The organism is Desulfococcus sp., assembly GCF_050178255.1.
Taxonomy (GTDB): Bacteria; Desulfobacterota; Desulfobacteria; order Desulfobacterales; family Desulfococcaceae; genus Desulfococcus; species Desulfococcus multivorans.
Genome location: NZ_JBFXGG010000086.1, coordinates 1 through 6,882, shown reverse-complemented (window position 1 = coordinate 6,882; position 6,882 = coordinate 1). Strand labels below are relative to the sequence as shown.

Genomic DNA, 6,882 nt, shown 5'->3' with positions numbered 1-6,882 from the left:
GCCGTATCCTCCCGGCACCGGCCTATGAAAGTCGAAAGTTGAGGAAGATGCTGTACCATGGAATGTCCGGCCGGAAAAGGGGAATCGATATCTTTTTCGTTGTTTGACCCGGCATTCGATGATAGATTAACCGTTTAACATCACGATGGATTCGAATTCCGGGTCCGTCGTCTTCGGCGATTTTGAAAATCGATTCTGTATGCATTCAACTTTCGGCTCTCGCAATGGTAACCGGATAGCGGGGGAAGGCAGAGGTCAGAAGGCTGAAGGCTGAAGACTGAAGACTGAAGACTGAAGACTGAAGGATAAAAAACCTTGGCGTTCTTTGCGTGCTTTGCGTGAGACATTTTTTCGCTCCGGAAGGCGCTTGTCAAAAAGGATTCTCACGCAAAGACGCAAAGACGCAAAGGAAAAACGGGGTGAAAAGACAATGTCAAATCCGATCGTGCTCTCCCGGGAACTGGCCCGCGAGGCCGACAAGCGATGGGATGAATTCCGGGCTTCGCCGGCCTATGCCGACGCCGAGGGATACATAACGTCCGAACTGGCCGAATTCCTGAGGCGTGCCTTTGCCGTCAGCGACTTCATGCTCAAAAACTGCACCCGGAACCCCGAAATGACGGCGGCGCTTTTCGAGAGCGGCGACCTCTTCCGGGGCTACGATGGGGAGGCTTACGCCCGAAGCCTCGCAATACTGCTCGAAGATGTCGAGGACGAGGCGGGCCTCTCGCGGATTCTGCGGCTCTTCAGGCGAAGGGAGATGACCCGGATCGCCTTTCGGGACCTGTCGGGGCTTGCCGACCTCTGGGAAACCATGGCGGACCTGTCCTCTCTGGCCGAGGGCTGCATCGCGGCCGCCCTGTCATGCCTCTATGACCGGCATTGCGTCGCTCTCGGCACACCCATGGACGGCGAGGGACACGCCCAGAAGCTGGTGGTTTTCGGTATGGGAAAGCTGGGGGCCCGAGAACTCAACTTTTCTTCGGACATCGATCTGATCTTCGCTTATCCCGAATCCGGCGAGACCCGGGGCGGCCCCCGGATCGTCACCAACGAGGAATTTTTCATCCGGCTCTCCCGCCGTCTCATCCATGTGCTGGGGGCGAACACCGCCGACGGCATGGTCTTCCGGGTCGACATGAACCTCCGTCCCTACGGGGAATCCGGGCCCCTGGCCATGGGGTTCGATGCCATGGAAACCTACTATCAGGAACAGGGGCGGGAGTGGGAACGGTATGCCTGGATCAAGGCCCGTCCGTTGGCCGGCGATTTTGCCGCCGGCGACCGCCTTGCCGCCGCCCTCCGGCCCTTCATCTATCGCCGGTACCTTGATTTCGGGGTATTCGAGTCCCTGCGGGAGATGAAACAGATGATCGCCCTCGAGGTGAAGCGCAAGGGCATGGCCGACAACATCAAATTGGGACCGGGCGGCATTCGGGAGGTGGAATTTTTCGGTCAGATCTTTCAGCTCATCCGGGGCGGCGTCGTTCCCGCCCTTCAGGAGCGGCGGATTTACACGGTGTTGAGCCTGCTGGTGCAGGAAGGCTGCATTGCCCCCGAGACCTGCAGGACCCTTCAGGAAGCCTATATCTTTCTGCGCCGGGTCGAGCATCGCCTTCAGGCCGTCAACGACGCCCAGACCCATGTACTGCCGAAGGATGAACCGGGGCGGGCACGCCTTGCCGCGGCCATGGGCTTCGACGGATGGGCTTCGTTTTATGACTGCCTGGACGCCTATAGGGCGGCGGTCCACGGTCATTTCAACAGTCTTCTCAAGATGGAGGAGAGCGCGCCTGAGAAGGATGCGGCGGCGGAGCCTCTGGCCGAGATATGGGATCGTCCCCGGGATGACGCCGACATACGGTCCATTCTCCAATCCGCGGGTTACGACGATCCCGAAGCCGCTTTCAGGTGCATCAAATCCTTCCGGGATGAGCTCGGCGATCAGGTTCTCAGCAGGGAGGGACGGGATCGGATCACCCGCCTCATGCCCCTGGTGATCGCCGGGGCCGGGCGGACCGATGATTCCTGCATCGCCTTGGAGCGGACTATCGATCTGATCCGTGCCATCCGTCGACGGACCAGCTACGTGGCCTTGCTCCTGGAGAACCCCCATGCCCTGGACCATCTTATTCGGCTGGCCGACACCAGCGCCTGGATCATGCGGCTTCTGGCACGCCAGCCGGTGCTCATGGACGAGCTGCTGGACGCCAGGACCCTTTACCTCCCTCCGGAGCGCTCCGAGCTGGAGGCATCCCTCGCGCGCAACCAGGCCAAAAGCGACCCCGACGATCTCGAGGGCCATATGGACGCTCTGCGTCTCTTCCGCCAGATAAACACCCTCAAGGTGGCCGCCGCCGACATCACCAACGCCATCCCCCTGATGCGGGTCAGCGATCATTTGTCCGACATCGCCGAGACGGTGCTGCGCCGGGTCGTGGAGATGTCGGCGGTTCACCTGTTCGAACGGCACGGGACACCCCCGTGCGATCCGCCGCTCCTTCCCGGAGAGCGGGGCTTTGCAGTCATCGCCTACGGCAAGCTGGGCGGGCTCGAGCTGGGTTATGATTCGGATCTCGATCTCGTATTCCTCCATTCGGGCGTCGGCGGACTCAGCGACGGCCGGCAGCCCGTGGACACCACCACCTTTTACAGCCGTCTTGGGCAACGGGTCCTCCACATGCTCTCCACCCATACGGCCGCCGGTCGGCTTTACGAGGTGGACATGCGGCTCAGGCCCAGCGGGGCCGCCGGCATCCTGGTGTCTTCGGTGTCGGGCTTCCGGGAGTATCAGTTGAACGAGGCATGGACCTGGGAGAAACAGGCTCTGGTCCGGGCCAGGCCCATCGTCGGCGACCCCCGGCTCATGGATCGATTCCAGGAGATCCGTCGGGAGATCCTGGCCCAGCCGCGAAATCGGGAGGCCCTTCGGGCGGAGATCCGGGACATGCGGGCACGGATGCGAAGAGACTTTCCGGCGCCCGAGCCCGGACAGTTCGATCTGAAGCAGGGGGTGGGGGGTATGGTGGACATCGAGTTCCTGGTCCAGTACCTGGTGCTGCTGGAGTCCCACCGCCGGCCCGAGATCCTGAGATGGACCGATAACGTCCGCCTCATCCGGTCCCTGGCCGACGCCCGAATCATCGATGAGATCACGGCTTATTTCCTGAGAAAAGCCTACCTGACCTATCGGTCCATGGGCCATAAGCTGAGCCTTCGGGAAAAACCCGCCAGGGTATCCGATGACCGGTTCATCGAGCTGCGGGAACGGGTGACGGCGGTCTGGCGGCGATATGTGGGCACGGATAGTACGTCATAGCGTTGGCTTCAATCCCCGATGGCGGCTGAAAAGAGGAGTGGGGCCGTGTAACGCCGGTGTCAACCGGCCGTATCGGAGCGCCTGAGGTCGACGGTTTCCGCCCGGCAGAGGCGGATCAGATCCCCCGGCGCGAGCTCGATCTGGAGGCCGCGCTTTCCGGCGCTGAAAAAGATGGTTTCGAAGGCTGCGGCGGAGGCGTCGATGAATATCGGGAGCCGCTTTTTCTGACCCAGGGGGCTGATGCCGCCCACCACATACCCCGTGGCCCGCTCCGCTGCTGCGGGATCGGCCATGGCGGCCTTCTTGGCGCCGGCCGCGGCGGCGACGGCCTTGAGGTCGAGCCGGCCGGAGACGGGAACCATGGCCGTCGCAAGGGGGTGCTTTCCGCCCTGAAGAGAGACCACCAGGGTCTTGAACATCCGTTCCGGGGGCACCCCCAGGGCTTTCGCGGCCTCCCGGCCGTAGGCATCCGTATCGGCGGCGTGGACATAGGCGTGCACCGTGTGTGGGATCTTATGCTTTTTCAGTATGTTGATCGCCGGGGTCATGACGGCTCCGCCCGGACGGCTACCGTGCCATGGCCAGCCGGACGCCCAGGAACAGCATGACGGATCCGGTCAATCCGTCAAAGGTCCGATGGACGGCGCGGCGTTTCAGCCAGGTCCCGGCGCGGTTGACGATGAGGGCCAGGAAGCACTGCCAGACCATGGCGACGACGAAATGAAGCCCGGCCAGGAAAAGGGACTGCCGCAGGGCCGAGCCCGAGGGATCGATGAACTGGGGCAGGAAGGCCATGTAAAAGACCACGGCCTTGGGGTTGAGGACGTTGGAGAGAAACCCTTCCACGAAAGAGCGCCGGGGGCTGAACCGAAGTGGCGGGACGTCCCTGAAGGACGGTGACGGCGTATCGCCGGGTTTCCAGGCGTGCCGGAGGCTTGCCGCCCCCAGCCAGATCAGGTAGCCGGCCCCCGCCAGCTTCAGGACGCTGAAGGCCAGGGCCGACTGGAGAAGGATGACGGAGATGCCCACGGCCGACACCGCGGCGTGGACGAAAAGGCCCGTGCAGATGCCGAAGCTGCTGACGGCGCCGTCCCGCCAGCCGCCGCGGCCGGCGTTGCGGATGATGAGCAGGGTGTCCACCCCCGGCGTGAGGGTGAGCAGGGTGACGGCGATGAGGTAGGTCCGGAATTGGGGATCCATTATGGGTCTTTCCTGATCAGGTCAAGCCGGTTTCAGGCGGATCTGAATCCGGCGGCCGGCAAATGCCACCGTGTCTCCGGAAAAGATTTTTTTCCGTTTCCGGGTCTCCACCGCATTATTGACCAGAACCTGCCCGTCCGCAATGGCGAACTTGGCCTCTCCGCCCGATGCGACCCAGTTTTCCATCTTGAGGATCTTGTAGAGCTCGATGGGCTCCCGGTCGATGATGATCTCGGGAACGGCGGTCGGCTCGTGGTGTTTCGTGTTCACGGGACACTCCTTTGTGGTGTTGATGTTCTCGATACGGCCGCCCCGGCATCGGGCATACGGCCGTCCAGCACTTCCCTCAGAAAATATCCGGTGTAACTCCCGTGTGATCGGGCCACTTTCTCCGGTGGGCCCTGGGCCGTGATCCGGCCGCCGGCGCTCCCGCCCTCGGGACCCAGGTCGAGGATCCAGTCGGCCGTTTTGATGACGTCCAGGTTGTGCTCGATGACGACCACCGTGTTGCCGCCGTCCACGAGGCGCTGGAGAACCTGAAGAAGCATCCGGATGTCCTGGAAATGGAGGCCGGTGGTGGGTTCGTCCAGAATGTAGAGGGTTTTTCCCGTGTCCCGCCTGGCCAGCTCCCGGGCCAGTTTGATGCGCTGGGCCTCGCCGCCCGAGAGCGTCGTGGCCGACTGGCCCAGCTTGACGTAGCCCAGGCCCACGTCCATGAGGGTGTCGAGGATGTGGACGATCCGGGGGTGTCCGGCGAAGAGCTCCCGGGCCTCGCGCACCGACAGGTCGAGGACGTCCGCGATGGTGTGCCCCTTGTACTTTACCTGGAGGGTCGCCTCGTTGAAGCGTTTCCCCCGGCAGGTTTCGCAGGGGACGTAGACGTCGGCCAGAAAGTGCATCTCCACCTTGATGTACCCGTCGCCGCTGCAGGCCTCGCATCGTCCGCCCTTGACGTTGAAGGAGAAGCGCCCCTTTTTGTACCCCCGCGCCCGGGACTCGGGCAGGAGGGCGAAAAAGTCCCGGATGGGGTCGAAGACCTTGGTGTAGGTGGCCGGGTTGCTCCGGGGAGTCCGGCCGATGGCCTTCTGGTCGATGTTGATGACCTTGTTGAGATGGTCGAGCCCCTCGACGGACCGATGTTTTCCCACCTCCAGGGCGGACTGGTGGAGGTGCCTGGCCAGGGCCGGGTAGAGGATCTGGTTGACGAGGGTCGATTTGCCGGCGCCGGAGACGCCGGTGACCGCCACCAGAAGCCCCAGAGGGATCTTCGCCGTGATGCCGGCCAGGTTGTTCTCGGCGGCGCCCTTGACCACGATCCAGTGATTGCCGGTCTCCCCGGGGCTGCGCCGCCTCTGGGGGACGGGAATCCGCTCGACGCCGGCCAGGTATCGCCCGGTCAGGGAGACGGGGTTGTTCCGGATCTCTTCGGGCGCGCCCTGGGCGACGATCCGTCCCCCCAGGAGTCCGGCCCCCGGCCCGATGTCCACGATCCAGTCCGAGGCTTCCATCGTTTCCTGGTCGTGCTCGATGACGATGAGGGTGTTGCCGATGTCCCGCAGGTGCTGAAGGGTCTCCAGGAGCTTGATGTTGTCCCGCTGGTGGAGACCGATGGAGGGTTCGTCGAGGATGTAGAGAACCCCCGTCAACTCCGAGCCCACCTGGGATGCCAGTCGGATGCGCTGGGATTCGCCGCCGGAGAGGGTCGGTCCCTTGCGGTCGAGGGAGAGGTAGTCGAGCCCCACGTTGAGCAGAAAGCCCAGTCGGCCGACGATCTCCTTCAGGAGTTCCTCGGCGATGAGCTTCCGGTTGCCGGTGAGCTCTAAGCTGCTCAGAAAGGCGTGGGCCTCGCTAACGGTCATCTCCGTGATCTCGATGATGGACCGTCCGCCGACCCGGACGCCCAGGACCTCCGGCTTGAGCCTGCGGCCCTTGCAGGTGCGGCACGGATTCTCGGACATGAACCCGGCGTACCACCGCTTCTGGCCCTCGGACTGGGTCTGGAGGTAGCGGCGCATGAGCGCGTTGACCTCGCCCTCCCATGCCATGGTGATGTCGCCCTGGATCTTCTCGGAATCCCATCGGACTTTCATTTCCCGCCCCTTCGAGCCGTAGAGCATGAGATCCCGCTGCTGTTTGGGAAGCTTCTCCCACGGGGTGTCGAAATCGATGCCCCACCGGCGCGACATGGCGGTGAGCTTGTTGAGCCCCCAGGACCGGCTGCCGTTGTCGTTTTTCATGAAATAGCCGCGCCAGGGAATGACGGCACCCTGCCGGATGGAGAGGGTCTTGTCCGGAACGATTTTTTCGGGGTCCATGGAAAGCTCGCTGCCGATGCCGTTGCAGTCCGGGCACATGCCCTGGGG

5 protein-coding genes are annotated in these 6,882 nt (G+C 63.2%); 1 reads left to right on the top strand and 4 read right to left on the bottom strand.

What is annotated here, in order from left to right; genetic code table 11:
• The first annotated feature begins 430 nt into the window (after positions 1-430).
• On the top strand, positions 431-3,319 hold the full coding sequence (gene glnE, locus AB7S84_RS13275) for a bifunctional [glutamate--ammonia ligase]-adenylyl-L-tyrosine phosphorylase/[glutamate--ammonia-ligase] adenylyltransferase (RefSeq protein WP_428154968.1): 2,889 nt from the start codon (positions 431-433) through the stop codon (positions 3,317-3,319).
• A gap of 59 nt (positions 3,320-3,378) precedes the next feature.
• Here the strand turns inward: glnE and ybaK are convergent, their stop codons facing one another.
• From ybaK to uvrA, 4 genes are all read right to left on the bottom strand, one after another.
• Positions 3,379-3,867, bottom strand: a complete 489-nt coding sequence (ybaK, locus tag AB7S84_RS13270; RefSeq protein WP_020878400.1) for a Cys-tRNA(Pro) deacylase — start codon at positions 3,865-3,867, stop codon at positions 3,379-3,381.
• A 19-nt stretch (positions 3,868-3,886) separates the two neighbouring features.
• Positions 3,887-4,519 carry a LysE family translocator gene (locus AB7S84_RS13265; protein ID WP_020878399.1) on the bottom strand — a complete coding sequence of 211 codons (633 nt, stop codon included), beginning with the start codon at positions 4,517-4,519 and terminating at the stop codon, positions 3,887-3,889.
• A 21-nt stretch (positions 4,520-4,540) separates the two neighbouring features.
• The gene (locus tag AB7S84_RS13260; protein WP_020878398.1) at positions 4,541-4,789 is read right to left on the bottom strand and encodes an RNA-binding S4 domain-containing protein; all 249 of its coding nucleotides are present in this window, start codon (positions 4,787-4,789) and stop codon (positions 4,541-4,543) included.
• Positions 4,786-6,882 (bottom strand): excinuclease ABC subunit UvrA (gene uvrA, locus AB7S84_RS13255; RefSeq protein ID WP_428154965.1); only part of this gene is annotated, 2,097 nt, incomplete at its 5' end. The genes uvrA and AB7S84_RS13260, both read right to left, overlap by 4 nt.

Bases quoted from the DNA above. Each gene is read 5' to 3' on its own strand.
- AB7S84_RS13265 (WP_020878399.1), bottom strand. From the start codon at position 4,519: ATGGATCCCCAATTCCGGACCTACCTCATCGCCGTCACCCTGCTCACC.
- ybaK (WP_020878400.1), bottom strand. From the start codon at position 3,867: ATGACCCCGGCGATCAACATACTGAAAAAGCATAAGATCCCACACACG.
- glnE (WP_428154968.1), top strand. From the start codon at position 431: ATGTCAAATCCGATCGTGCTCTCCCGGGAACTGGCCCGCGAGGCCGAC.